The sequence below is a fragment of the Bradyrhizobium sp. CFUWI genome, assembly GCF_056429085.1.
This window is the reverse complement of the sequence record NZ_JBWJZE010000004.1, coordinates 61911-85684: the sequence shown is the minus strand read 5'-3', so window position 1 is coordinate 85684 and position 23774 is coordinate 61911. Positions and strand designations below refer to the sequence as shown.

The window sequence follows — 23774 nt, the reverse complement described above, 5'->3', positions numbered from 1 at the left end:
GGCCGCGCCTGACGAGACGAGAAATGAAAAAGCCCCCGCAAGGGGGCTTTTTTGTCGAGCCGCCATTCCGGGGCGCGCCTCTTGGCGCGAATCCGGAATCCATTCATCCACCGACGTTGAGGCCCGATGGATTCCGGGTTCGCGCTATCGCGCGCCCCGGAATGACGGGAGTGTGGATTGCGCCGCGCGCGTCCAGCGGCCAGAATACCCGTCAACCGCTCCCTCAGAAACTCACCGGAGGACACCATGGGAACCGCCATCACCTTCAAGCGTCCGGACGGCAAGGACGCCTCGGGCTATCTCGCCAATGCCGCGCGCGGCAACGCGCCGGGCGTGGTCGTGATTCAGGAATGGTGGGGGTTGTCGGACCAGATCAAGGGCCTGTGCGACCGCTTTGCGCTGGCTGGCTTCGATGCGCTGGCGCCCGATCTCTACAAGGGCAAGGTGGTGCCGTATCACGACACGGACAGCGCCAACAAGGAGATGAACTCGCTCGACTTCATGGACGCCACCACGCAGACGGTGCGCGGCGCCGCGCAATATCTGGCGCGCAATGGCGCCAAGGTCGGGCTCACCGGCTTCTGCCTCGGCGGGGCCGTCACCATCATCGGCGCGACCAGGATCCCGGAGCTCGCGGCCGGCGTCGTGTTCTACGGCATCCCGCCGGAGCAAGCCGCCAAGCCCGCCGACGTCAAGATTCCGCTCCAGGCCCATTTCGCCAACAAGGACGATTGGTGCACGCCGGAGCTGGTCAACGGCTTCGAGAAGGCCATGAAGGCTGCCGGCAAGTCGCTCGAGCTGTTCCGCTATGACGCCGAGCACGCCTTCGTCAACGAGCAGCGCCAGGCCGTGCACGACCGCGAAGCCGCCGAGCTCGCCTGGGGCAGGGCGACGGAGTTTTTCCGCAAGCATCTGGGGTGAGACCGGAGCGATCGATCGGGAGCAGTGAAGTATGGCGATGTCGTCTCTCACGGGCCGCGTGCTCGGCCTGATCGTTCGGGGCGTGGCCGGCATTGCCGGCGTCGTCGCCTTGACGACGGTTCAGGCGGCAGCCGAGCAGGCCTTCGTCACGTTGAATGGCGACCTCAAGAAAGAGGCCTGGTGGGTCATCGCGGAATTCCATCCGTTCACGACCGAAGTTCGCGGCATCCCCGCGAACCAGATCCGCAAGAGCTGGTGCAAGGCGACCGAATTCCGCAAGGACCTCATTCCCAAGGAGCTGCTGTTCGAGAGTGGCGCTGATGCGATGAAGGGCGCCGGCATGTCCTTTGCGATCGAGGGGCGCTTCGACGGCGCCGCCACGAGGCAGATCGCCGTGGTCGGCGTGTTTCAGGAGTGTGCGGGTCCAAAAGGCAGGTTCATGCTGGTCCTCGATCAGCCGGACGGCGGGAAGCCGAAGATCCGCTTTCTCGACGCCGTACGTACGAACCGCCAATTCGGAGCTCTTTCGAAGGACAAGGGCGGCAAGCCCGTCCTTTGGGAATGCATGGAATGCGACGGCTATTCCGTGCTCAAATGGGATCGGAAGAAGAGCAGGTTCGGTTGGGAGCCGCAGGCCGAGGAGCTTTAGCCGGCGTGGGCGGCAGCCGAGCGCGGCACGGCTCCGCCGCGCGGGGGGCGGGTTTTCTCACCTTGACGCCGTCCCCGCGCCATGGTGAGTATCGCCCCATGAGCACCGCCGTCCGCCCAGCCCGTCTTTGGTGGCGCACCTCCTGACGAGGTGGCCGGTGCGATTTCTTTTCCCAAAATCGTCGAAGGTCGCCCACGCAGTGCGGCGGCCTGATCGTTTGTCCTGTGTGGCGTTCCCTCGGCAAGTTTCGTAAGAGGACGACATGAACAGGACCGTCTTTGCCCTTCCGGCCAGAAGCGACTATGCGACCCGCGCCGGTCTTGCGATCACGCGCGTGGCTGAGCAGTTTACCGGCGGCGCCAGCCGGCTCGACGACCTGATCAATCTGCTCGACCGCCGCCGCGGCGTGGTGCTGTCGTCGGGCACGACCGTCCCCGGTCGCTACGAGAGCTTTGACCTCGGCTTCTCCGATCCGCCGCTCAAGCTCGAGACCACAGGCATCAATTTCAAGCTCGAGGCGCTCAACCGGCGAGGAGAGGTGCTGATCGCCTTCCTCGGCGACGTCCTGCGCGAGCCCTGCGTGGTGATCTCCGAGAAGACCGCGACGCGCCTTGCCGGCCACATCGTCCGCGGCGACGCGCCGGTCGAGGAGGACCAGCGCACGCGGCGCGCCAGCGTGATGTCGCTGGTACGCGACATCATCGCCGCTTTCTTCGCCAATGACGACGGGCTGCTCGGCCTGTTCGGTGCCTTCGCCTATGACCTCGTGTTCCAGATCGAGGACCTCGTGCAGAAGCGCCCGCGTGAGCAGGACCAGCGCGACATCGTGCTCTATGTGCCCGATCGTCTGCTGGCCTATGACCGCGCCACCGGCCGCGGCGTCGTGCTCGCCTACGACTTCGCCTGGAAGGGCAAGTCGACCGAGGGCCTGCCGCGCGAGACCGCGGAGAGCCCGTACCTGAAGACGCCGCGCCAGGGCTTTGCCGATCACGCGCCCGGCGAATATCAGGCCACGGTCGAGACCGCGCGCGCCGCCTTTGCCCGCGGAGATCTGTTCGAGGCGGTGCCGGGACAGCTGTTCGCCGAGCCCTGCGACCGCTCGCCGGCCGAAGTCTTCCAGCGCCTGTGCGTCATCAACCCCTCGCCCTACGGCGCGCTGATGAATCTGGGGGAGGGAGAGTTTCTCGTCTCCGCCTCGCCGGAAATGTTCGTGCGCTCGGACGGACGTCGCGTCGAGACCTGCCCGATCTCGGGCACGATCGCGCGCGGCCTTGATGCGATCGGCGATGCCGAGCAGATCCGCCAATTGCTGAACTCGGAGAAGGACGAGTTCGAGCTCAACATGTGCACCGACGTCGACCGCAACGACAAGGCGCGCGTCTGTGTCCCCGGCACTATCAAGGTGCTGGCGCGCCGCCAGATCGAGACCTATTCGAAGCTGTTCCACACCGTCGATCATGTCGAGGGCATGCTGCGCCCCGGCTTCGACGCGCTCGATGCGTTCCTCACCCATGCCTGGGCCGTGACCGTGACAGGCGCGCCAAAGCTCTGGGCGATGCAATTCGTCGAGGATCACGAGCGCTCGCCGCGGCGCTGGTATGCCGGTGCGATCGGGGCGGTGAATTTCGACGGCAGCATCAATACCGGCCTCACCATCCGCACCATTCGCATGAAGGATGGCCTCGCCGAAGTGCGCGTCGGCGCCACCTGCCTGTTCGATTCCGATCCGGCCGCGGAAGACCGCGAATGCCAGGTCAAGGCCGCCGCGCTGTTCCAGGCGCTGCGCGGCGATCCGCCGAAGCCGCTGTCGACCTTCGCGCCCGATGCAACCGGCTCGGGCAAGCGGGTGTTGCTGATCGACCACGACGACAGCTTCGTGCACATGCTGGCCGATTATTTCCGCCAGGTCGGCGCCGACGTCACCGTGGTCCGCCATGTGCACGCGCTCGACATGCTCAGGCAGAAGACCTGGGATTTGCTGGTGCTGTCGCCGGGCCCCGGCAGGCCGGAAGATTTTGCGATCAAGAAGACGATCGATGCGGCGCTGGAGAAGAAGCTGCCGGTGTTCGGCGTCTGCCTCGGCGTCCAGGCCATCGGCGAATATTTCGGCGGCGAGCTTGGGCAGTTGACGCATCCCGCGCACGGCCGGCCCTCGCGGGTGCAGGTGCGCGGCGGGCGCCTGATGCGCAATTTGCCGAATGAGATCGTCATCGGCCGCTATCATTCGCTCTATGTCGAACGCGACAGCATGCCGGAGGTGTTGTCCGTCACCGCCAGCACCGAGGACGGCGTCGCCATGGCGCTGGAGCACAAGACCCTGCCGGTCGCCGGCGTGCAATTCCATCCGGAATCGCTGATGTCGCTCGGCAATGAAGTGGGACTACGTATTGTTGAAAACGCGTTCCGGCTGGATGCTGGGCGGATTGAATAGGGGCCGTCATTGCGAGGAGCGAAGCGACGAAGCAATCCAGACTGCTGCCGCGGAGAAGGCCTGGATTGCTTCGCTTCGCTCGCAATGACGGTGGAAACACCAGAGCGAGATAACCATGACCTTTGACCACGACATCAAGGCGAGCGTCCGCACCATTCCCGACTATCCCAAGCCGGGGATCATGTTCCGCGACATCACCACGCTGCTCGCCGATGCGCGCGCCTTCCGCCGCGCGGTCGACGAACTCGTCAATCCCTGGGCCGGCAACAAGATCGACAAGGTCGCGGGCATGGAGGCGAGGGGCTTCATCATCGGCGGCGCGGTGGCGCACCAGCTCTCGGCCGGCTTCGTGCCGATCCGCAAGAAGGGCAAGCTGCCGCACACCACCGTGCGCATCGCCTACTCGCTCGAATACGGCATCGACGAGATGGAGATGCATGTCGACGCGATCCAGCCCGGCGAGCGCGTCATCCTGGTCGACGATCTCATCGCTACCGGCGGCACCGCGGAAGGCGCGGTGAAGCTGCTGCGCCAGATCGGCGCCAACGTGGTCGCCGCCTGCTTCATCATCGACCTGCCCGAGCTCGGCGGCGCCGCCAAGCTGCGCGCCATGGACGTGCCGGTGCGCACGCTGATGACGTTCGAAGGCCACTGAGCCGCTTGCCGCGGTCAGATCAGCTCGGCCTTCAGCTCTGCCTGCCAATGCAGCAGGCGCTCTTTCATGAGCGCGTTCCTGACATAGGCGCTCTCCTCGTCCTCCAGCCGCTCGCATTCGGCAAACGCCAGGCCGGCCTCGCCATGCGTGGTCCAGGCGGCCTGGAGGCTGCGGCAGGTGTGGCTGCCCTGGCGCAGCGAGAACCAGATGCGGTTCTGAATCGTCTCCAGGTTCGGCGCCTGGCCGACCCAGGCCTGCCCCGACGCTGCACAGCGCACGACGTAGACGCCCGCAATGGTCTTGCGCTCCTTATAGGCGGTGATCGCTGCTTTCCGGTCGATGCTCACGGACGGGCCTTTTAACTGAGGGCGTTGCTGCGACCCCAGTAGCGGCACGTGTGGCTTCTGTCAATATTACCCGGGTAAAATATTCAGGACCGTTGCAGGATCAGATTGAGCTCGAGCTCGCGGAAGGCGAGGTAATTGCGCCGGGTCCACTGATGCAGCTCGGTGGAGGAGTCCTTCTCCTGGCGCAGATAGCGGGTGAAGGAGAAGTTCAGCCGGTCGACATAGGTCTTGAGGAAGCCGGGCAGTGCGGGCAGGCGGAGCAGCCGGCCGCCTTCCATCGCGGCCGGCAGCTCGCCGCGCACCACATATTCGTTGTCGACCGTGATCAGGTTCATGCGCGGGATCTGCGTGCGCAGCATCTCGTGGGCGCGGGCCGAGACGCGGTCGGTATCGGCGATGAACAGGATCTGGGGCGCGACATGGCGGCGGGCTGCTTCCTTCAACAGGCCGATCTCGTCGGTCATCTTGAAGAACTCGTCGAAGGCGTGGAAGCCGAGGTCGATCACCTTGGCAAGCCCGTCGTCGACGATGACGCGGTCCATCAGCTGCATCTTGCCGTAGGTGTCGATCACGTCGGCGGTCTCGGTGACGCCGGGCAGGTAGTCGAGCAGCGACGGCTCCTTCAGATTGACGTCGAAGGCCGCGACGTTGCCGTTCTTGAGCAGCAGGAACTCGCTCAAAAGCCGCGCCAGCAGGGTCTTGCCGACCTGCGGGCGTGGCGAGCAGATGATGTAGACGGGCGTTGCGGACATCGACAGCTATATCAGTCGAACTTGGCGACCAATCCAGCCGTATCAGCCCGGCTTGCGCAACTATTTTTCGCTGTTGCGGGTGGCGGGCTTCGAACCGACGATGTCGGTCAGGCGGATGCGGTCGAACTCGCTCCAGACGTTGGCCAGCCAGTGCCGGACATAGCCGCGCAGCACGAAGGAATAGTTCGCGGCCTCGTCGTTGATGCCCTTGTTGGCGACGAACTTCAGGAACGGAACGGAGGACACCTCGACCTGCTCATAGGCCATTTCGTTGAGCTTGGGGATGGTCAGCTCGGTGGCGTCCTTGATGCGGTGGAAGTAGGAATTATAGGTCGCCTGGTCCCACTGGAAGAACTGGGTGTCGTTGATGAAGTTCTTCACCAGGAAATATTTTGCACCGGTCATGAAGCCGGCGGTCTCGGCGATCTCGTCCAGCGAGGCGATCGAGGGTCCCAGGATGTGGAATACCGCGAAGGTGATCTGCCCGGCCTTGGCGGCGTCGAGGAAACCGATGTCGCGCAGCGAGGCGAGCGCCGGCGAGAGCAGGCCGGCGCGGACGTCGATCACGGTCACCGACGGGCTGGTCGCATTGAGCGTATCGAAGATCTTCATCTGATCCGACGTCGTCGTCATGTCGACGATCTCGGTGATGTCGGGGTGGAAGCGCTTCAGGGTTCCGCGGGGCGATTCCGTGTCGAAGGCACGCGTCGGCACGTTGTTGGCTGAGAAATAATCGAGCAAGGTGCGCGACACCGTGGTCTTGCCGACCCCGCCCTTGTCCGCACCCACCACAACCACTGCCGGCTTTGCCATTGCTGTCCCCTAACGCGCCCCCGATCGCGAGGTCGCAATCGGCCGGGCCCCAAATCGATGTCCCAAGGATGTCCCAAGTCTGCTGTTGGGCGCGAACATGGCAGAAACAAGGGAGAATTCAATTCCTCGGCATGTCGATACGGCAATTCCTGAAGTTTTTCCCAATCGCGGCGAAACTGCCGCGCATGGCGGCACACCGCATGCTCAATGACGCCCCCAAGGACCCATAGGATTGCCCATGGAATTGCCGGCCGGCGTGCCCATGGGGTTGCTGTTCGCAGTTCCGGAGGGGCCGGGTGCAGGCACGGGCGGCGGAGCGACAGGGCCGCCGGCATCGTTCCAGGGGCCGTGATTTGGCGGCGGCGGGGCGTCCTGCTGGTCGGCTGGGGCCTCGGGCTCGTCCGTTGCCTCGGTCGGCGGCAGCGGGCCCGGATCATGACCGCCGGCAAACTTGACCAGTGCATCGACCCGGGATTGCACCGAGGGGTGGGTTGCGAACAGATCGGCAAAGCCTTCGCGGGGATTGTCGACGCAGAGCTCCATCACGGCCGAGGTCGCGCCGGGCAGCTCGCCGCGATTCTCGATCTTGCGCAGCGCCGAGATCATCGCATCGGGATCCTTCGTCAGCTCGACGGAGCCGGCGTCGGCGAGATACTCGCGCGACCGCGACAGCGCGAGCTTGACCACCTGAGACAGCAGCCAGGCCACCACGATCAGCACGATCGCGATGATGATCACGATCACCGCGCCGCCGCCGGAGCTCTTGCTGTCGCTCGATGACGAGGACGAGCGCGACGACGAGGAGGAGCCCGAGGACCACGAGCCGCCGGAGCCGGAGCTCCAGTTGAAATTCGTGAACAGGCGAAAGAACATCTCGCCGAAGAAGCCGACCACGCCGGCGATGATGACGGCGACCACCATCAGCTGGACGTCGCCGTTCTTGATATGGGTCAGCTCGTGGCCCAGCACCGCCTCGATCTCCTTGTCATCAAGCGCATCGAGGAGACCGGTGGTGACGGTGATGGAATATTGCCTGGGATTGAGGCCGGTCGCGAACGCGTTCAGCGCCGGGCTCTCCATGATCTTCAGCTTCGGCATGGTGATGCCGCGCGAGATGCAGAGGTTTTCGAGCAGGTTGTAGAGCCGCGGCTCCTCCCGCCGGGTGACGTCATGGCCGCCGGTCACCGCATCGATCATCGACTGATGGAAGAAATAGGCGATCACGATCCAGACCGCCGCCACGATCGTCGCAACGGGCGCGGCCTTGAGCAGGTCGGAGAAGGCATGCCTCAGATAGTACGCGACGGTCTCATTGCCGTTGATGAAGACTTCGGCGACCAGGGCGCCGGCATAGACCAGCACATAAACCAGCGCGAACAGGCCGCCGAGCAGCAGCATCGAACGAAACTTGTTCGAGGCGATATGCGTGTAGAGACCATAGGCGGCCATGGCTGCTTCCTCATCACCGTCATTCCGGGGCAGGCCGGAGGCCTGAACCCGGAATCCAGAGATTGGGGATCTCGATCGAGATTCCGGGTTCGTCGCTTTGCAACGCCCCGGATTGACGGAGAAGAACAATCGACATATCAGGCAATCAGAACTTCACCTGGGGTACGGCCTCGACCTCGGTGCGGCTGGCGCCGAGATCGAAGAAGTCCTTCTTGGTGAAGCCGAACATGCCGGCGAACAGCGCAGCCGGCAGCTGCTGGATGCCGGTGTTGTATTCCTGGACCGCGCTGTTGAAGAAGCGGCGGCTCGCCGCGATCTTGTTCTCGAGGTCGGAGAGCTCGGATGCGAGCTGCTGGAAATTGGCATTGGCCTTGAGGTCCGGGTAGGCTTCGGACAGCGCGATCAGCCGGCCGAGCGCGCCGGACAGCTGGTTCTCGGCTGCGGATACCTGCGCGGGACCTTGCGCCGACATTGCCGAATTGCGCGCCTTGATGACGTCGTCGAGCGTGCCGCGCTCATGCGAGGCATAGCCCTTTACCGTTTCGACGAGGTTCGGGATCAGATCGTGGCGCTGCTTGAGCTGCACGTCGATATCGGCAAAGGCCTGGCCGACGCGCTGGCTCAGCGCCACGAGGCGGTTATACGCGCTGAAGGCGAACAGCGCGAGGACGACGATGACGCCGAGAACGATCCAGCCGGTCGACATGGAGAACTCCTGAAGGGGAAAGAAGGCGGGCGCTAGGATAGACCAGATTGGTGCAGGATGAGAGCCCGACGCGGAGGGGGGTTAGACTTGGTCGAACGGAGAGCCGGCCAAGTTCAAGGCAAGGCGAGGAACGAGGTTAACTTTCGGCCATGACGGTGTCGCCCCAGCGCCAGCGCCGGGCAGCTGCATAGGCCGCCTTGTCGCGCCGAGGTACCGTCGCGAGCTCAACGCCGTCTTCTGTGCAGAGCTTGGCCGTGATCTCGGCCTTGCCGACGTCCGGCGGCGCCAGCACGCGCGCGGCGCGGCTTGCGGGCGCTGTGCGGGTCAGGGCGACGTAGATAAAGCGCTCGTCCTCGAACGGCACCTCGGCGCCCTTGATCTGGCGGTGCGCCTGCGAGCGCGGCAGGCGCTGGCTGAAATGGCACCAATCGGGCGCGATGAGCGGGCAGGGCTTTTCGTGCGGGCAGGGCGCGGCGACGTAGGCGCCGGCCGCGATCAGTTGCTGGCGTAGCGCGAGGATGCGGGCATAGCCGGCGGGCGTGCCGGGCTCGATCACGACCAGCGCGTGGCGCGCTTTCGCCCACATCGCCTCGGTGAGCGCGCGCTGCTCGGTCTCACCGAGTTCGCCGATGACGTAGCTGGCGATGACGAGATCGGCTTGCGAGACCTCTGCAAGGTTTCCGCCGGCATCGCCGGGCAGATAGCGGCACTCGGCGAGCCGCGAGCTGTCGCGCGCCAGCTCGAGCGCGAGGCGGCTCAGCGTGGCATTGGCGTCGAGAAGCGTGAAATCCTGCAGCGACGGAAACGCCTCCGCGGCGGCCCAGCTCGCGGTGCCCGGGCCCGCGCCGACGTCGAGCAGCGTTTCCGGGGCGAAGTCGGGCGCGATCTCGGTGAGCGCATTCAGGCTCGCAGCCACCGCCGCATAGGTTGCCGGCATGCGCGCCAGCGCGTAGGCGAGGGCATCGGCTTCCGACTTGATCGCGCCGCCGGAGCCGCCGCCGGCGCGATAAGTGGTCGAGATCTTCTGCGACCGCTGTGCCGCGTCGGTGCGGGAAAAGCCCTGCAGCTTGGCGTCGAGGGCGGCCTTCAGTTCGGCGGGGAGGGTGGGGGCGATCATCATCCGCGGTCATGCCCCGCGAAGGCGGGGCATCCAGTACTCCGAGACAGTGCCGTAAACCGAGATGTCACGGCGTACTGGATCATCCGCCTTCGCGGATGATGACGTCAATGGGTGGAGGACGAGAGCAGCCTCACGCCACGTTCTGGTCGAGAATGTCCACGGCTTCTTGTAGGCTCACCGACACCAGCTGGGAGACGCCGCGCTCGGCCATGGTGACGCCGAACAGGCGGTTCATCCGCGCCATCGTGATCGGGTTGTGCGTGATGATGATGAAGCGCGTGTCGGTCGAGCCGGTCATCTCGTGCAGGAGGTTGCAGTAGCGTTCGACGTTGTGGTCGTCGAGCGGCGCGTCGACTTCGTCCAGCACGCAGATCGGCGAGGGGTTGGTCAGGAACACCGCGAAGATCAGCGCCATCGCGGTCAGCGCCTGCTCGCCACCCGAGAGCAGCGACAGCGTCTGCGGCTTCTTGCCCGGGGGCTTGGCGATGATTTCGAGACCGGCTTCCAGCGGGTCGTCGCTCTCGATCAGGTGCAGCGCGGCTTCGCCGCCGCCGAACAGTTCGACGAACAGGCGCTTGAAGTGGTTGTTGACAACCTCGAACGAGGTCAACAGCCGCTCGCGCGCCTCCTTGTTGAGACTCTGGATGCCCTGGCGCAGCCGCTTGATGGCCTCAACGAGGTCGTCGCGTTCGGTGACCAGGCCGTTGTGCTGGGTCTCGACCTCGCGCAGCTCCTCCTCGGCGCGCAGATTGACCGCACCGAGACGCTCGCGGTCGCGGCGCATCTTTTCGAGGTCTTCCTCGATGTCGTGCAGCGGCGGCAGCTCGGCGCCGGGCTCGATCTCGGCAAGGCCTGCGACGGCCTGCGGCTCGACCTCCAGCATGTCGCGGATCTCGCGCTCGACGTCTTCGAGCCGGCGCCGCGCGCCTTCCATGCGCTCCTCGGCGCGGGCGGTGGCCTCGCGGGCGCTGGAGAGCGCCTCGAGCGTCAGCTTGGCGACCCGGTCGGTCTCGGCCATCGCGCTTTCCGCGGTGGCGAGCGCGTCGGCGGCCATGCGGCGGTCGTTCTCCGCGTACTCGATCTCGGTAATCAGCGCGCTGCGCTTCTCGGCGAACACGGCAGGCGCGTTTTCGAGCTCGCTGCGCTCGATCGTGAGCTCGGCGATGCGGGCCTGGATCGTGTCGATATGGGAGGCCGCGCTCTCCTTGCGGTTCTGCCACTCGGTGCGCTCGGCGAGGATCGCCTGAACGCGGCGGTCGGCGAGCTCGGCTTCGCGCGCCAGCGCCTGCGCTTCGGCGCGGACCTGGGCGGCGATCCGGCGGTGGCCTTCGATGTCGCTGCGGACGGCGGCGAGACGGGTCTCGGTGTCCTCGCTCGACGGCAGCTCGCTGATGCCGGCCTCGGCATATTCGTAGGCAGCCTCGGCCTCGGCGCGGTCGGCGGCGAGACGGCTGTGCGCTTCCGACAGCGTCGCCTTGCGCGCGGCATGGCGGCTGATCTCGCGCTCGGCATTGGCATGACGCTCACGCGCGACGTTGAGCTCGCGCTGCGCGGCGCGCCAGGCTTCGCGGCTGGCGCCTTCGGTGCTCGCCGCCATCTGCAGCTCGGACTCGGCGTTCTCCAGCGCCTGACGCTTGATCTGCGCATCGATGCGGGCCTGCTCCAGCTCGTTCTCGATGTCGACGAGGCGGGCGCGCTCGGCGAGGCGGCGGGCGGCGCCGGTCGGGGCATGCGCGGCGGCGACAAAACCGTCCCAGCGCCAGACATCGCCTTCGGGCGAGACCAGCCGCTGGCCGGTCTTCAGCTGCGAGACCAGCTCGGCGCCGCGCTCGCGCGGCACCACGCCGATCTGGGCCAGACGGCGGGCCAGCTCGGCCGGCGCCTGCACGTGGTTGGCGAGCGGCACGGCGCCTTCGGGCAGCTCCGGATCGCCTTCGGTGTGGCCGACATTGGTCCAGCGCATCGGCGCCGACGGGTCGATCGGGGCGTCGAGATCGTCGCCGAGGGCGGCGCCGATCGCCTTTTCAAAGCCCTTGTCGACGGTGATGCCGTCGATGATCGGCGGCCACAGATTCTTGGTCTCGCCGTTGACGATCTTGGAGATCGTGCGCGCCTCGGTCTCGAGCCGCTGCACGCGCTTGTCCGCTTCGACCAGCGGCGAGCGCGAGGATTCCAGCGTCTGGCGGGCCGCGACGTGGGCGGCTTCGCTGGCCTGCGCCGCAGCTTCGGACGCCGCCAGCGTCTCTTCCGCAGTCTGGACCAGCGCGGTCAGCTCATCGAGATCGCCAAAGCCGCCGGTCGCCTCGGTGAGCTTCTGCTCTTCCGCGGCGACGTTCGCGATCTCCTGGTCGAGCCGGGCGAGCTTGTCGCGGTGGGTGCGGACGTTGGCCTCGAGCTGATTGCGCTTGGCGGTGAGGTCGGCGAGCGCGGTGGTGAGCTCGGCGAATTGCTGCTCGGTTTCGGTCAGCACCGCCTCGGCCTCGGCGACGCGTTCGTCGACGCCGGAGCGCTTCTCGACGCGCGACTTGATCTCTTCCTTCAGCTCGGCGTCTTCGGTGTCGAGCCGCTGCAGCGCGACGTCGGCATCCATGGTCTGCTGCTGGGCACGCGAGATGTCGCCCTCGAACTGGGCGAGGCGGCGCTCGAGCTCGGCGACGCGCTCCTTGGCGCGCTCTTCCTCGCGGTCGAGCAGCTCGCGGGCATTGGTGAGGCGCTGCAGCCCGGCCGCAGCGCGCGCTTCGGCATCGCGCAGTGCAGGCATCTCCGCGGCGCGGATCGCCTGGATGCGGGCGGCCTCGGCCTGGTGCTGGGTGCGCTCGGCCATCTCGCGGACGGCGAGGTCGTGGGTCTGGCCGGACTCATTGACGTCGGCATGGGCGCCGATCCAGCGCAGATGGTACAGCGTTGCCTCGGCCTTGCGGACCTTGGCCGCGACCTCGCGATAGCGCACCGCCTGGCGGGCCTGCTTCTTCAGGCCTTCCATCTGGCCGGAGAGCTGGCCGATCACGTCCTCGACGCGGGTGAGGTTGGTTTCGGCCGCCTTCAGCCGCAGCTCGGCTTCGTGGCGGCGGGCGTGCAGGCCGGCGACGCCGGCAGCGTCTTCCAGCACGCGGCGGCGCTGCTCGGGCTTGGCCTGGATGATCTCGCCGATCTTGCCCTGGTGGACGAGTGCGGGCGAGCGCGCGCCGGTGGCGGCGTCGGCGAACAGGATCTGCACGTCACGGGCGCGCACGTCGCGGCCGTTGATGCGATAGACCGAGCCGGCCTCGCGTTCGATGCGGCGAGAGATTTCGAGCAGCTGGCTGTCGTTCATCGCCGCCGGCGCGGTGCGATCGGCATTGTCGATCGTCATCGTCACTTCGGCGTGGTTGCGTGCCGGACGGTTGCCGGAGCCGGCGAAGATCACCGCGTCCATGTCGGCGGCGCGCAAGCTCTTGTAAGAGGTTTCGCCCATCGCCCAGCGCAGCGCCTCGACGAGATTCGACTTGCCGCAGCCGTTGGGTCCGACCACGCCGGTCAGGCCGGGCTCGATGACGAAGTCCGTGGGCTCAACGAAGGACTTGAAGCCGTGAAGGCGCAGGCGGGTGATTTTCATAAGCACGCATCTCTGTTGGCAGGCGCGAATCCCCCTGCCGGGACAATACCATGGAAGGCAATGTCGGTATCCGGGCGAGTCGCGCGAGGCGCCTCATGCGGCTGGACAATGGCCGCGGTGGGCAGCGAGGGCAACCGGCGAAAGCCGCTTTTCCCAAGGGATTTATGCCGGGAAAGATACGGCTTTCGGATGCGCGAATCAGAGCTGTCGCGTGCGAATCAGCTCTTCAGCAGCGGATTGATCTTCTTGGCGAACTCCTCGAACGAGGTTTCGCCCTTGATCTTCTCGCCGTTGATGAAGAAGGTCGGCGTCGAATCCACCTTGAGCACGTCGCTGGCGTATTTCTGGTCGGCGGCGATCTTGTCGAGCAGCGCCTGGTCCTTCAGGCAGGCTTCGACCTGCTGCTGGGTGAGGCCGGCCTGCTTGCCGATCCGGGTCAGGGTCTCGGTGGTGTTCTTCACCACCCAGTCGTTCTGCTGGCGGAACAGCATGTCGGTGACCGCGAAATATTTCGGCGCGTCGTCCTTGGCGATGCAGCGCGACAGCATGGAGCCGGCGGCGGCTTTGATGTCGAGCGGGAACTCGCGGAAGATGTAACGCACCTTGTTGGTGTCGATGTATTCCTTCTTGATCTTGGGGAACACCTGCTCGTTGAAGACGGCGCAGTGCGGGCACGTCATCGAGGCGTATTCGGTGATGGTGACGGCGGCATCCTTCGGGCCGAGCGCCATGTCGGGCAGCGACACCGGCTTGGCGACGTCGGCGGCCGACTGCGCCATCGCGTCGGAGATGAAGCGGAGCGGCGAGAGCCCGGCGAGCGCGGTAAGCCCGGTCAGCGACAGCATCGTGGTGAAGGCGCGGCGGGTGATGATCACGGTCGGCTCCCGAATTGGCGTGGTCTCGCCCCGAGGTTTGGCAAGGTTCCCGGGCGGCCTGTCGCTAGCTTGAAACGTGGTTTGAGGCAATGGCGCGCGACAGGGATCGGTCCAGATTGGCCGCGAAATGAGGCTCAATTTCGCTTGATGGCGGCCCCGAGCCGGGCCAGCGCCGTCTTCAGTTCTTCGTCTTCAATCTCCCCCAGGCTCTCCGCCACCTTGGCGACGCTCTTGGGGTCCGGCGGGGCGGGCCGCTTCCGGGCCTGGGGCCGCGACAGCGGGGCCTGGCGGAAGGCCAGCTTGCCGACCGCGCTCCAGCCGAAGAAGCGATTGACCCGCTCCAGGATCACGTCGGCGGAGTGCTGGATCTCCAGCGCCATCGGCCCCTCGACCCGCAGCACCAGGGTCGCCGGCTGCTGCGGCTGCCCCTCGACCGGCCGCGGCCATTGCATTTTCAAGGGCTCGGCATGGGCGGCGATCTCGGCTCCCGCAATCTGCGCCCACCGCGTCACCAGCTCGCGCGCCGCGAACCCCTGCTTGGCATAGGCCTCGGCAAAGACGTCGTCGAGCAGGATCCCGAGCGGCTTGGCGCTGATGGGGCCGAGTTTGAAGATGGGACCGGATTTGGACATGGCGCCTTATAGCATTTTGGCGGGCGGGCCACATGCGCATCGCCGTCATGGCCGGACTTTGTCCCGGCCATCCACGTTCTCCCGCGAAGAAAGACGTGGATGCCCGCGACAAGTGCGGACATGACGTGGAGAGATCGGCTCAACGTCGGTTAGGGTAAGAGCATGAGCCCCAGATCTGCCCTCAAGGCCAGGCCGGAACCCGCGCCGTCGAAAGCAACATCACGCCCGAACCTCCTGCTCGCCTGGTACGACCGCCACCGCCGCCGGTTGCCCTGGCGCGCCGCGCCGGGGCAGGCGTCGGACCCCTATCGCGTCTGGTTGTCGGAGATCATGCTGCAGCAGACCACGGTTAAGGCGGTCGGGCCCTATTTCGAGAAATTCGTCGTGCGCTGGCCGGATGTCACGGCGCTGGGAAGCGCCTCGCAGGATGACGTGCTGCGGATGTGGGCCGGGCTCGGCTATTACTCCCGCGCACGCAACCTCCATGCCTGCGCCGTCGCGGTGACGCGCGCGCATGGCGGCATCTTTCCGGACACCGAGGAGGGCCTGCGCGCGCTGCCGGGGATCGGGCCGTATACGGCGGCGGCGATTGCGGCGATCGCCTTCGACCGCCGCACCATGCCGGTCGACGGCAATATCGAGCGGGTGGTGTCGCGGCTCTTCGCGGTCGAGCAAGAGCTGCCTCAGGCCAAGGCGCTGATCCAGCAACTGGCGGCGACGCTGCTGGCCGACAGCCGGGCCGGAGACAGCGCACAGGCGCTGATGGATCTCGGCGCCTCGATCTGCACGCCGAAGAAGCCGGCGTGCTCGCTGTGTCCGCTGAACGAGGATTGCATCGCGCGTGCGCAAGGCACGCAGGAGACCTTCCCGCGCAAGGCGCCGAAGAAGAGCGGTACGTTGCGGCGCGGGGCCGCTTTCGTCGTGACGCGTGGCGATGAGCTGCTGGTCCGCAGCCGGCCGGAAAAGGGGCTGCTCGGTGGCATGACGGAGGTGCCCGGCTCGGATTGGCTCGCCGGCCAGGACGATGCGACCGCCAAGCGGCAGGCGCCCGAGTTGAAGGGATTGTCACGCTGGCAGCGCAAGGTGGGCGTGGTCACCCACGTCTTTACGCATTTTCCGCTGGAGCTCGTGGTCTATACGGCGAAGGCGGCGGCGCGCACGCGCGCGCCCGAGGGCATGCGCTGGGTGCCGACCGCGACCCTTGCCGGCGAAGCGCTGCCCAACGTCATGCGCAAGGTCATCGCACACGCGCTGGATCTTCCACCGCGCCGATCCTCCTGACAGCACGCTGGCAGCAGCGTTGCGCTATCGGGGTTGCGAACCGGAGGCTGCCAATGGTCAAGACCGCACTCGACAACTTTCCAAGACCGCCCTGTGCCGAGCTGCTGGGATGGCGCCTGCTCGACGCCCGTCCCGAGGAAGGCTGGATCAGGCTCTCCTTCGAAGGCAAGCCGGCGTTCTGCAACCCCGCAGGGTTCATTCAGGGCGGCATGCTCTCGGCCATGCTCGACGACACCATGGGGCCGGCGGTGCTGGTGATGAGCGAAGGCCGGCTCTACACGACCACCATCAGCATGACCGTGAATTTCCTCAGCCCCGCACGGCCTGGGACGATTATTGGCGAAGCCAGGGTGACGCAGCTCGGCAAGACTATCGCCTTCGTCGAGGCGAAGCTGATGGCGGAGGACGGCACGGTGCTGGCGACAGCGAGCGCGAGCGAGCGGCTGCTGGAGGCGGCGAGGGCTGTGAAGTAAGGCGGGCACCACTCTTTCGCTCCCTCGCCCCGTTCTTACGGGGAGAGGGTGGGGTGAGGGGTCTCTCTCTCCGGGTGAGATTGTCGTGAGACCTGTGCCCCCTCACCCGGATTGCATCTTCGATGCAATCCGACCTCTCCCCGCAAGCGGGGCGAGGTGAACAGGAGCTCGCGGCGAACGCTCAAACCCCAGCGCGCGCACCTGCGCTCACGATCGGCGGCTTCGCATTCAGCGCCTCGACCTGAAACCCCGCGACGCGCTTGTAATTGGCGGCGATGTCTTCCAGCTCTTTTTGCGACAGCACGTCGGTGACGATCTTATAGCCGCCGGGCGCGCGCTCCTCGACCAGCTGCATCACCTGCTCGGGGCCGTTCTTGCGGTTGAGCAGGACGAGATCGGTGGTGGCGGGCCGGCGCTCGGCCTCATAGGCGAGCAGCGCCGCGCTGGTCGGTCCATGCGCGAGAATCTCGCGGGTGATGACGCGGGCATCGAGGATTGCCTGCGAGGCGCCGTTCGATCCGATCGGATACATCGGATGCGCGGCGTCCCCCATCAGCGTGACCTTGCCGAAAGTCCATTGCGAAACCGGATCGCGGTCGACCAGTGGATATTCATAGGCATGCGGGCAGTCTCTGATCAGGCCGGGCACGTCGAGCCAGTCGAACTGCCAGCTCTCGAACCAGGGCAGGAACTCCTCCAGGCGCGCGGTGCGGTTATAGTCCTCGCGCCGCCACCGATAGGTCGGCGGCATATGGCGCTCGGCGACCCAGTTGATCAGATGATTGCCGTTCGCGTCCGGCTCCTTGCTGATCGGATAGCAGACGAATTTCAGGATCTCATGCCCGGCCATGATCATGGTGCGGCCGGTGAGGAAGGCCTTCGCCGGAGTGACGCCGCGCCAGAGGATACGGCCGTTCCAGATCGGCGGGCCTTCGTTCGGATAGAGCTTTTCTCGCGCGGCGGAATGAATGCCGTCGGCGGCGATCAGGATCGCGCCTTCATGGGTTCCGGCGGCCTTGCCGGTCGCGCGGTCGATGAAGTCGGCGCGCACGCCCTCTGCGGTCTCGGTCCAGCCGGTCAGATGATGGCTGGTGAGAATGTTGTCGCGGCCGAGCCGCTCGATCGCGGTATCGAGCAGCAGCTGTTGCAGCGTGCCGCGATGGATCGAGAATTGCGGGCATTTATAGCCGGCCTCCAGCCCGCGCGGCTCGCTCCAGATCGGCTTGCCATGCTTGGAGAAATAGGCGAGCTCGCGCGTCCGCACGCCGCTGGCATCCAGCTTGTCCAGCAGCCCGAGCTCGATCAGCTCGCGCACCGCATGCGGCAGCACGTTGATGCCGACGCCGAGCGGCCTCAGCTCGGCGACGCTCTCGAACACTTTCACGGGAACGCCGATCTGGTGCAGGCTGAGCGCAAGCGTCAGCCCGCCGATGCCGCCACCGGCGATGAGTACGGTCATGAGATCCCCTCCGATTGAAGGCGTCTTGGCACAGGCGGGCGGCGGTGGGCAACTGCGAAGAGGTCGCCTATGGACGGCGCGGCGGAGGGCCGCTAACCTCGGATTTTCCCCACGAGGTCCGACATGCTCAAGCTCTACTACGCCACCGGCACCTGCGCGCTCGCCACCTACATCACCCTGGAGGAGGCCGGAGCCGACTACACGGCCGAACGGTTGAGCTTCAAGGACAACCAGCAGAACAGCCCTGATTATCTCAAGATCAACCCGAAGGGCCGCGTGCCGGCGCTGGTGACCGATCGCGGCGTCCTGACCGAGACGCCGGCGATGCTGGCCTATCTCGCCCAGACCTTCCCGAAGGCGAAGCTCGCGCCGCTCGACGATCCCTTCGACTTCGCCCAGGTGCAGTCGTTCAACTCCTATCTGTGCTCGACCGTGCACATCAACCATGCCCACAAGATGCGCGGCGCGCGCTGGGCGACCCAGGAGAGCTCGTTCGCCGACATGAAGGCGATGGTTCCGAAGACCATGGCGGCCTGCTTCGCGCTGATGGAGCAGAAGATGTTCAGGGGACCCTGGGTGATGGGCGAGCAGTACACGATCTGCGATCCCTATCTGTTCACGATCGCCACCTGGCTCGAAGGCGACAGCGTCGACATCAATGCGACGCCGAAGATCGCCGATCACTTCAAGCGCATGTCGGAGCGCCCCGCGGTGCGCAAGGTGATGGAAGCGCAGAAGGCGTAACAACGTTCCGGCTTTGTAGGGTGGGCAGAGCGAAGCGTGCCCACCATCGGTTCGTTGCCGCGGAAGATGGTGGGCACGGCGCTTTGCGCCTTTGCCCACCCTACGAGAACTTGCGCTTGGCTTGCTCCAGCTCCCGTCCCGTCTCCAGCATCAGCCGTCGCAACCAGATGGAGCCGGGGTCCATCTGCGCCCGGGTCGGATGGAACATGAACTGCTCGTCGATCCCGGGATCGAGCGGCGGCGTCACTGTGACGAGGCCGAGTTGCTTCGACAGTGCGGCAATCAGCCGGCGTGGCACGAAGGCGACGAGGTCGGTGCGCGCGGCGACGTGCAGCGCTTCGAGATAGCCCGACACCACCAGCGAAATGTGCCGCTCGATGCCCTTGCTGCGCAGCCAGGTGTCGATGAGATCTTCGGCATTGCCGCGAATGATGACGCCGACATGACGCGCGGCGAGGAACGTCTCGCGCCGCTTCAGCTTCGCCGTCATGGGATGGCCGCGCCGCACGGCCAGCGCATCGCTGTCAGTGTAGAGCAATTGGCGGTGAAAGCCCTTGAAGGCGTTGCCGATCGAGATCACGAGATCGATGGTGCGGGCGAACTCGGCGTGAAAGATCGCAGGTCCCCGCCATGGCACGACGTCGATCCGGACGTTGGGCGCAGCCCGCGTCACCTTCTCCATCAGCGGCGGCATCAGCAGCTCGACCGCCAAGTCCGGCATCATCAGGCGGAATTGCCGCTCGCTGCGCGCGGCATCGAAGTCGTCAGGCACGAACAGCCCGCGCACCTGGTCGAGCGCCTGAGCGAGCGGCGCGCGCAGGGCCTGCGCCCGCGGCGTCAGCTCCATCCGTGCGCCGGTGCGCACCAGCAGCGGATCGCCGAAGATATCGCGCAGGCGCTGCAAAGCGTGGCTGGTAGCAGGCTGTGACAGGCCGATCCGCATCGCCGCGCGGCTGACATTGGCCTCGCGCAGCAGCGCGTCGAGTGCAGTCAGCAAATTGAGGTCAAGCGAAGTCAAATTCATGCTGTGAATAGATATCATATTCTCTATCGATTTGAAGAATTCTCTTCCCTCCCGGAAGATCTCCGTGTTCTCACCAAACGGAGATGCCGCCATGAGCGCTGCCGCCAACAAGAAACTGATGCAGGATATTTTCGCCGCTGCCGCCAATCCCGATCCGGCCGCGCGCGATCGCGCCTTGTTCACCGCAAGCCTTGCCGACGACGCCAAATGGGTCGTCACCGGCCAGTATTCCTGGTCGCGCACCTTTTCGGGCAAGGAGGCGATCCTCAACGATCTGCACGGCTATGTGCGCACCCGCCTGCGCGACCGCACGCGCACGGTCGCGCACCGCTTCATCGCCGACGGCGACGTGGTCGTCGTGGAGGCCAAGGGCGACAACGTCACGCCTGAGGGCGTGCGCTACGACAATGACTACTGCCTGGTGTTCCGTCTCGAGAACGGCAAGATCAAGGAGATCCGCGAGTACTGCGACTCGATCCTGACGGAGAGGGCGCTGGGCCCGTTTCCGCAAGCAGCGATGAGGGCTGCGAGCTGACCGGGTTGAGCGCCATCTGGTCCGCCAGCTGGAGGCGTCCGCTCCGGTTTGCATGGGTCGTGCCGGTCTTCCGATCGCTGGCGGAGATGGTCCGGATTCAACGGCAGCGCTCTCGCCAGCGCTGCCAACTCGCAGCCATGAGCGAGCGGGAGCTTCAGGACTGCGGGACGTCTCGTTCGGAGATTGAGTTTCAGCTGAAGCGGCCCATCCGACGAAAATGAAGGTGAAGAGGCAGGAATTCAGCACTGCGGATTGCGGGAGGCCACCATCTAACAAGCACGCATTCTGGCAACCCCATGCGGTTATCTGCATGGGGGTGCACGCCTTACGCCGAGGCGTCGCGCAACTGGCTACAAAATCAGCAGATTTTGTGCGCGCCGCTTTGGCGCGCGCGAAAAATGGGAAGGTTCAATTAACGAGTGTCCGCCATTGTGTCGCGGTGCAGCGTGGGTCGCAAGGACGCGACTCACGGCTGCCGGGGTGGCCGGTGACGATCGCCGGACTCGTTCGGCCGCTCGAAGTGAAATGCATCGTGGTGGACAGTGGGAATGCCGAAGTTTCGTTTGCGGATCAGGGGACGCCTGTACGCAGGCTTCATGGCCCTGGTGGCGGTTGGTCTCGTGATGGCCGTGGTTGCCATCTGGAATTTGCGGGTGGTGCAGGATCAGGTCGCAAGACAATCCGCGCTCTCGGACAGCACGGCGCGGGTGCTGGAAATCTCGACCCACCTTCAGGCCATCCAGCGCGCCAATCTGCGCTACGTCTACGATGCCAACGAACCCGCGATGAAGGAGGCGCAAGAGCGGGAAACTGCGGCGACCGAGCTGTTGCGGGTCGGCGCCAAGGGCACGCTCTCGGAGGAGCGGCGCGCGCTCTACAACGGCCTCATCGACGACGTCGCCAAGATGCGACGCCTGCGTGACAATCTCGGAGACGCCGTCAACGAGGCGCGGACGGGCAAGGCGACGTTGCTGCCGAGCGGCGAGGAGCTGGCTGTCAAGATGGGCAAGCTGGTCGATACGGCGCGCGCAGCCGTCGACGAAGACACCGCAGCCCTCGTTGCCGACCTCGAATCCAGGGTCCTCCTTGTCCGGGTCGCAAACTGGCGTTTCCTGGCGCTGCGCGACACCCAGGGGCCGGCCAACTTCCGGGCCAGTGTGGACAGGGCGGCGCAACGGCTCGCGGCGATCGAAAAGAGCCCGCAGGCAGCCGAATTGCGAACCACGCTCGCGCCGGTGAAGACCGCGCTCGGCATCTACAAATCCGCGTTCGAGACGACCTCCGCCGCGATGCTCCAGGCCGACGAGATCTACCACAAGAGCCTCGCGCCCCTCATCGTTGACAGCATCGGCCGGCTCAAGGTCGCTGAAGCGACCCTGAAGAAGGACTATCAGGATTCGCGCACCCACGCCGAAGACGTGATCGCCGGCACGACAACCGTTCAGGAGATTGCAGGCGGTCTGGCCATCCTGTTCGGCGGCATCGTCGCCTTCCTGATCGCCCGCAGCATCGTCGGTCCCCTGACCTCGATGACGCGTGCGATGGGGCTGATTGCCGGCGGAAATCTCGCGGTCGAGATCCCCGGTCGCGGCAAGGCCGACGAGATCGGCGACATGGCCAAGGCGATCCAGGTGTTCAAGGACAACATGATTGACACCGAGCGCATGCGCGCCGAGCAGGCCGAGCTCGAGGAGCGGCAGGCCGAAACCCGCAAGAAGGACATGGTCAGGATGGCTGACCAGTTCGAACAGGCCGTCGGCGAGATCGTCAACACGGTATCGTCGGCGTCGAACGAGCTCGAAGCCTCCGCCGGCACTTTGACCACGACCGCCTCGCGGGCGCAGGATTTGTCGACGGAGGTCGCCAGCGCCTCGCAGGAGGCCTCGGCCAATGTGCAGGCGGTCGCCTCGGCGACCGAGGAGCTGTCCTCCTCGGTGTCCGAGATCGCCCGCCAGGTGCAGGAATCCGCCCGGATCGCCGGCGAGGCCGTCGGTCAGGCGAGCAGGACCAACGCGCATGTCGGTGAACTCTCCAAGGCCGCCGCGCGGATCGGCGACGTGGTCGAGCTGATCAGCACCATCGCCGGCCAGACCAACCTGTTGGCGCTGAATGCCACCATCGAGGCGGCGCGCGCCGGCGATGCCGGCCGCGGCTTTGCCGTGGTCGCTTCCGAGGTCAAGGCGCTGGCCGAGCAGACCGCGAAAGCCACCGGCGAGATCGGCCAGCAGATCTCCAACATCCAGGCTGCCACCGAGCAATCGGTCGGCGCCATCAGGGAGATCAGCGGCACCATCGAGCGGCTGTCGGAGATTTCGTCGACGGTGGCCGCCGCCGTGGAGCAGCAGGGCGCGGCGACGCAGGAGATTTCTCGCAACGTCCAGCAAGCGGCGCATGGCACGCAGCGCGTCTCGACCAATATCGGCGACGTGCAGCGCGGGGCGTCGGAGACCGGATCGGCCTCGTCGCAGGTGCTGTCCGCGGCGCGCTCGCTGTCGGCCGACAGCAACCGGCTCAAGCAGGAAGTCGCCAAGTTCCTGAGCTCGGTTCACGCCGCCTGAGTCTTGAAGGCAAAGGGCCGCGCGCAAGCGCGTGGCCCGACGGTGAGGTCGCGCGATCAGGCGACCTTGGTCGTCATGTGCTTGAACATGTTGGCGCGCGCCTCGTCGTCCATCTCGGCCTTGAAGGTGAACTTGTCCTTCAAGGCGATCGCGCGCGCTGCGGCGGGCCGCGCCGAGATCTCGTCCACCAGCCGCTTCACGTTCGGGTATCGCGCAAAGGCGTCGTCACCGAGCTTGAACGGCAGCATCCGCGCCCAGCCCCACAGCGCCATGTCCACGATCGAATAGCTGTCGCCGACCATGTAGCGGCGGCCTTCGAGGTGAGCGTCGAGAATCCTGTAGTGGCGATCGGTCTCGTACTGGTAGCGGTTATGGGCGTAGTCGTGGTTCTGGTCCTTCGGCGCGAAATGCTTGAAGTGCACCGCCTGGCCCGAATAGGGGCCGACGCCGGTGGCGACGAACATCAGCCATGACAGCGTCTCGCCGCGCAGGCTCGCGGCGGGCAGGAACTTGCCGGTCTTCTCGGCGAGATAGAGCAGGATGGCGTTCGAGTCGAACACGATCGTCCCATTGTCGTCGATCGCCGGCACCTTGCCGTTCGGATTGATCTTCAGATAATCGGGCGTGAATTGCTCGCCCTTGCGGGTGTCGATCTTCACCGGCTCGAAAGCAAGGCCGCTCTCTTCCAAATAGAGCGCGACCTTGGTCGGGTTCGGCGATCCGTTGAAATAGAATTTGAGCATCGATCTCCCCAG

General features: G+C 65.8%; 22 protein-coding genes. 10 read left to right on the top strand and 12 right to left on the bottom strand.

All coding sequences use genetic code 11. The features are described 5' to 3' along the window. The first annotated feature begins 246 nt into the window (after window positions 1–246). From AC066S_RS10855 to AC066S_RS10840, 4 genes are all read left to right on the top strand, one after another. Window positions 247–921, top strand: coding sequence for a dienelactone hydrolase family protein (locus tag AC066S_RS10855; protein ID WP_126260463.1), 675 nt, complete (start codon window positions 247–249; stop codon window positions 919–921). Window positions 922–958: 37 nt separating this feature from the next. Continuing rightward, on the top strand, window positions 959–1570 hold the full coding sequence (locus AC066S_RS10850) for a hypothetical protein (RefSeq protein WP_478269635.1): 612 nt from the start codon (window positions 959–961) through the stop codon (window positions 1568–1570). A 262-nt stretch (window positions 1571–1832) separates the two neighbouring features. Beyond that, window positions 1833–4001 (top strand): anthranilate synthase component I, encoded by a 2169-nt coding sequence (locus AC066S_RS10845; RefSeq protein ID WP_126260462.1) that lies wholly within the window; start codon window positions 1833–1835, stop codon window positions 3999–4001. A gap of 115 nt (window positions 4002–4116) precedes the next feature. After that, the gene (locus AC066S_RS10840) at window positions 4117–4656 is read left to right on the top strand and encodes an adenine phosphoribosyltransferase (RefSeq protein ID WP_018323310.1); all 540 of its coding nucleotides are present in this window, start codon (window positions 4117–4119) and stop codon (window positions 4654–4656) included. A 14-nt stretch (window positions 4657–4670) separates the two neighbouring features. Here AC066S_RS10840 and AC066S_RS10835 read toward each other — a convergent pair whose 3' ends face one another. The 9 genes from AC066S_RS10835 to AC066S_RS10795 all read right to left on the bottom strand — a co-directional run bounded on the left by AC066S_RS10835 (window position 4671) and on the right by AC066S_RS10795 (window position 14945). After that, window positions 4671–5003 carry a GIY-YIG nuclease family protein gene (locus AC066S_RS10835; protein ID WP_478269634.1) on the bottom strand — a complete coding sequence of 111 codons (333 nt, stop codon included), beginning with the start codon at window positions 5001–5003 and terminating at the stop codon, window positions 4671–4673. Window positions 5004–5086: 83 nt separating this feature from the next. Then, on the bottom strand, window positions 5087–5755 hold the full coding sequence (locus AC066S_RS10830; RefSeq protein WP_135167763.1) for a hypothetical protein: 669 nt from the start codon (window positions 5753–5755) through the stop codon (window positions 5087–5089). 60 nt (window positions 5756–5815) lie between these two features. Then, window positions 5816–6568 carry a P-loop NTPase family protein gene (locus AC066S_RS10825; RefSeq protein WP_135167764.1) on the bottom strand — a complete coding sequence of 251 codons (753 nt, stop codon included), beginning with the start codon at window positions 6566–6568 and terminating at the stop codon, window positions 5816–5818. A 204-nt stretch (window positions 6569–6772) separates the two neighbouring features. Next, on the bottom strand, window positions 6773–8017 hold the full coding sequence (locus tag AC066S_RS10820) for a M48 family metallopeptidase (protein ID WP_478269633.1): 1245 nt from the start codon (window positions 8015–8017) through the stop codon (window positions 6773–6775). A 145-nt stretch (window positions 8018–8162) separates the two neighbouring features. After that, complete coding sequence (locus AC066S_RS10815) at window positions 8163–8723, bottom strand: LemA family protein (RefSeq protein ID WP_126260457.1); 561 nt, start codon at window positions 8721–8723, stop codon at window positions 8163–8165. A 136-nt stretch (window positions 8724–8859) separates the two neighbouring features. Beyond that, the gene (locus tag AC066S_RS10810; protein WP_478269632.1) at window positions 8860–9843 is read right to left on the bottom strand and encodes a small ribosomal subunit Rsm22 family protein; all 984 of its coding nucleotides are present in this window, start codon (window positions 9841–9843) and stop codon (window positions 8860–8862) included. Between the two features lie 130 nt (window positions 9844–9973). Continuing rightward, on the bottom strand, window positions 9974–13438 hold the full coding sequence (gene smc / locus AC066S_RS10805) for a chromosome segregation protein SMC (protein WP_126260455.1): 3465 nt from the start codon (window positions 13436–13438) through the stop codon (window positions 9974–9976). Between the two features lie 218 nt (window positions 13439–13656). Then, window positions 13657–14313 carry a DsbA family protein gene (locus AC066S_RS10800; RefSeq protein WP_478269631.1) on the bottom strand — a complete coding sequence of 219 codons (657 nt, stop codon included), beginning with the start codon at window positions 14311–14313 and terminating at the stop codon, window positions 13657–13659. A gap of 134 nt (window positions 14314–14447) precedes the next feature. After that, entirely contained in the window at window positions 14448–14945 is a 498-nt protein-coding gene (locus AC066S_RS10795) for a DUF721 domain-containing protein (protein ID WP_478269630.1), read from the bottom strand. A gap of 162 nt (window positions 14946–15107) precedes the next feature. Between AC066S_RS10795 and mutY the strand changes: the two genes are divergently transcribed. Then, window positions 15108–16226, top strand: a complete 1119-nt coding sequence (gene mutY, locus AC066S_RS10790; RefSeq protein WP_126260452.1) for an A/G-specific adenine glycosylase — start codon at window positions 15108–15110, stop codon at window positions 16224–16226. A gap of 53 nt (window positions 16227–16279) precedes the next feature. After that, complete coding sequence (locus tag AC066S_RS10785; RefSeq protein WP_126260451.1) at window positions 16280–16699, top strand: PaaI family thioesterase; 420 nt, start codon at window positions 16280–16282, stop codon at window positions 16697–16699. 181 nt (window positions 16700–16880) lie between these two features. Here AC066S_RS10785 and AC066S_RS10780 read toward each other — a convergent pair whose 3' ends face one another. After that, the gene (locus AC066S_RS10780) at window positions 16881–18158 is read right to left on the bottom strand and encodes a flavin-dependent oxidoreductase (protein ID WP_478269629.1); all 1278 of its coding nucleotides are present in this window, start codon (window positions 18156–18158) and stop codon (window positions 16881–16883) included. Window positions 18159–18281: 123 nt separating this feature from the next. On the opposite strand from AC066S_RS10780, the gene AC066S_RS10775 reads away from it, so the two are divergent. Then, window positions 18282–18902 carry a glutathione S-transferase family protein gene (locus tag AC066S_RS10775; RefSeq protein WP_126260449.1) on the top strand — a complete coding sequence of 207 codons (621 nt, stop codon included), beginning with the start codon at window positions 18282–18284 and terminating at the stop codon, window positions 18900–18902. Window positions 18903–19002: 100 nt separating this feature from the next. On the opposite strand, the gene AC066S_RS10770 is transcribed toward AC066S_RS10775, so the two are convergent. Next, the gene (locus tag AC066S_RS10770; RefSeq protein ID WP_126260448.1) at window positions 19003–19926 is read right to left on the bottom strand and encodes a LysR family transcriptional regulator; all 924 of its coding nucleotides are present in this window, start codon (window positions 19924–19926) and stop codon (window positions 19003–19005) included. Window positions 19927–20017: 91 nt separating this feature from the next. Here AC066S_RS10770 and AC066S_RS10765 point away from each other — a divergent pair, with 91 nt between their 5' ends. The 3 genes from AC066S_RS10765 (at window position 20018) to AC066S_RS10755 (ending at window position 23019) form a co-directional block, all read left to right on the top strand. Further along, the gene (locus tag AC066S_RS10765) at window positions 20018–20461 is read left to right on the top strand and encodes a nuclear transport factor 2 family protein (RefSeq protein ID WP_126260447.1); all 444 of its coding nucleotides are present in this window, start codon (window positions 20018–20020) and stop codon (window positions 20459–20461) included. An 86-nt stretch (window positions 20462–20547) separates the two neighbouring features. Further along, complete coding sequence (locus AC066S_RS10760; protein WP_126260573.1) at window positions 20548–20682, top strand: YjiS-like domain-containing protein; 135 nt, start codon at window positions 20548–20550, stop codon at window positions 20680–20682. 327 nt (window positions 20683–21009) lie between these two features. Beyond that, window positions 21010–23019: a HAMP domain-containing methyl-accepting chemotaxis protein gene (locus tag AC066S_RS10755; RefSeq protein ID WP_164718937.1), complete on the top strand. Its 2010-nt coding sequence runs from the start codon at window positions 21010–21012 to the stop codon at window positions 23017–23019. Between the two features lie 56 nt (window positions 23020–23075). Here AC066S_RS10755 and AC066S_RS10750 read toward each other — a convergent pair whose 3' ends face one another. Then, complete coding sequence (locus AC066S_RS10750; RefSeq protein ID WP_126260445.1) at window positions 23076–23762, bottom strand: glutathione S-transferase family protein; 687 nt, start codon at window positions 23760–23762, stop codon at window positions 23076–23078. Window positions 23763–23774: the final 12 nt, after the last annotated feature.